Genomic DNA, 2,174 nt, shown 5'->3' with positions numbered 1-2,174 from the left:
GCGGATGAGGGCGCCTCCTGCACCGGAGCCGCAGGCGCCGCCTGCGGCGTTGCGCCGCCGTCGGTCTGCTCGACCCGATCCCTCAGCAGATCGAAGGCAATCTTGAGCTCGACGCGGGGGTCGATGGCCGAAACCTGTCCGCAGGCGGCCTCGATCGAGGCGAGCTGCGAATCAATGAGGTCGCAGATTCGCCCGTCGGCGCCGATCTCGCGCCAGCGCCAGGAGATCTCCTTGATGATGCGCACCCCACGCGGGATCGCCGCGAGGCTCGCCTCGATCACCGCGGGGTCGAACGCGGCAATCGCGATCGTCTCGGCTTCGCGGATGGCGCGGCGGATCTCGACCAATGCTTCGGGCAGGCGGTCTTCGACGACGGGTTGTCGCTGCGCCGCAAGGGTTTCTTCGATCTTCGCGACCGCATCGAGCACCATGGCCGTGTCGGCATTGCGGTTGCGCTTGGCGTATTCGCCGAGGAACCAGCGGCCGCGCGCGGTCTCCATGAAGGCTTCGCGGATCGCATCGTAATCCTGCTCGTTCGGCTCGGCCGCGCGGGCAGACATAGGCGAGAGGGCGAATGCTTCGTTGGCCATGGCAATCTCGTCGCGCAAATCACTGCGCGGTATTGTAACGATCACCACGATATCGACCGAATCGCAATTGGTTTGATGCAGTCCGAATCACAAATCCCCATCGCGGCATCCAGGAAGCGGCGATTCGCCGTCAGCCTCGCCCTGTTCTATTCGGCCATCTTCGCGGTTTCGGGCACGCATCTGCCGTTCTTCCCGGTGTGGCTGAAGGCGATCGGCATTGATGCGACCTGGATCGGGTTCATCAACGCGCTGCCGGCGATCACGCGCTTCACCACGCTGCCGCAAGTGACCGCCTTCGCCGAAAGGCGACATGCCATCCGCGCTGCGATGATGGTGTCGGTGCTGGCAACGGCGATCGGATTTACGGCGGTCGGCCTGCAGCAGCAGCCGCTGGCGCTGTTCCTGATCTACGCGCTGACCTGCATGATGTGGACGCCGACGATGCCGCTGACCGATGCCTATGCGCTGCGCGGTGTCGCCCGTTTCGGGCTCGATTACGGACCGCTGCGGCTGTGGGGCTCGGCGGCCTTCGCCGCCGGCTCGCTCGCCTGCGGCTATCTCATCGACAGCATCGCCGCGCGCGACCTGATCTGGATCATCGTCGCATGGGCCGTCGTTGCGGTCGGAGCCAGCCTGCTGCTTCAGCCGCTCGACGATGTCAGGCGCAAGACGACGGAGCGGCATGCCGGCAAGGCGCTCCTGCGCGATGCCGGCTTCTGGGCGATCATCGCCTCGGCCGCGCTGATCCACGGCAGCCACGTCGCCTACTACACCTTCTCGGCCATCGACTGGCAGCTCCATGGGATCAGTGGACTGACGATCGCGGGGCTGTGGACGCTGGGCGTGATCGCCGAGATCGTCGTGTTCGCGCTGTCGCCGCGCTTCTCGGCGCATCCATCCACGATGATTGCGATCGGAGGCGTAAGCGCCGTGGTGCGCTGGATCGTCACCGCCAACGAGCCGCCGCTGGCGCTGCTTGCGATCGTTCAGCTCGGCCACGGCCTCACCTTCGGCCTGACCGTTGTCGGCACCATGAATCTGCTGGTGCAGCGTGTGCCTCCGCATCAGATCGCGCGCGGGCAGGGCTATTATGCGGCCTGCAACGGACTGCTCGGCGCGACGACCTCGATTGCCTCGGGCGCGATCTATGCCCGCATCGGCGACGGCCTGTACTACGTCATGGCGGCGATGGCCGCTGGCGGCGCGCTTCTGATCTGGTCGGCGCGGCACCGGCTCAAGGCTCAGCCCCAGAGCGAGGCGTCCGGCGGATAGACCAGGCTGTCGTCATAACGCAGCCCATGGTCGCGGTCGCGCGCCAGCAGCAGCGGGCCGTCGAGATCGACGTAGCGCGCCTGCGGCGTCACCAGCATCGCCGGCGCCATCGACAGCGAGGTTGCGACCATGCAGCCGATCATGATCTCGAAGCCGAGCGCCTGTGCGGCATCGGCCATGGCGAGCGCCTCGGTCAGGCCGCCGGTCTTGTCGAGCTTGATGTTCACGGCGTCATAGCGCTCGCGCAAGGGCGCAAGCGAGGAGCGGTCGTGCACGCTCTCGTCGGCGCAGACCGCGAGCGGCCGCTTGATC

General features: G+C 66.7%; 2 protein-coding genes and 1 pseudogene. 1 reads left to right on the top strand and 2 read right to left on the bottom strand.

Annotated features, from left to right (window positions below; genetic code table 11):
- A pseudogene (locus MOV74_RS36595) lies at positions 1–590 on the bottom strand (hypothetical protein); the annotation flags it as partial.
- 75 nt (positions 591–665) lie between these two features.
- Between MOV74_RS36595 and MOV74_RS36590 the strand changes: the two are divergent.
- Positions 666–1,862, top strand: coding sequence for a major facilitator superfamily domain-containing protein 6 (locus tag MOV74_RS36590; protein ID WP_246932184.1), 1,197 nt, complete (start codon positions 666–668; stop codon positions 1,860–1,862).
- On the opposite strand, the gene MOV74_RS36585 is transcribed toward MOV74_RS36590, so the two are convergent.
- Positions 1,832–2,174, bottom strand: a 343-nt coding sequence (locus MOV74_RS36585) for an enolase C-terminal domain-like protein (RefSeq protein ID WP_309486876.1), incomplete at its 5' end; no start/stop codon positions are given. The two genes, MOV74_RS36590 and MOV74_RS36585, sit on opposite strands and share 31 nt — an antisense overlap.

This window comes from Bradyrhizobium sp. SHOUNA76 (genome assembly GCF_023006445.1).
Lineage (GTDB): Bacteria > Pseudomonadota > Alphaproteobacteria > Rhizobiales > Xanthobacteraceae > Bradyrhizobium.
The sequence above is the reverse complement of the archived record's forward strand: the minus strand, read 5'-3'. Positions and strand labels throughout refer to the sequence as shown.

Excerpts from the sequence above, each read along its gene's own strand:
- MOV74_RS36590 (WP_246932184.1), top strand. The coding sequence starts at position 666 with ATGCAGTCCGAATCACAAATCCCCATCGCGGCATCCAGGAAGCGGCGA.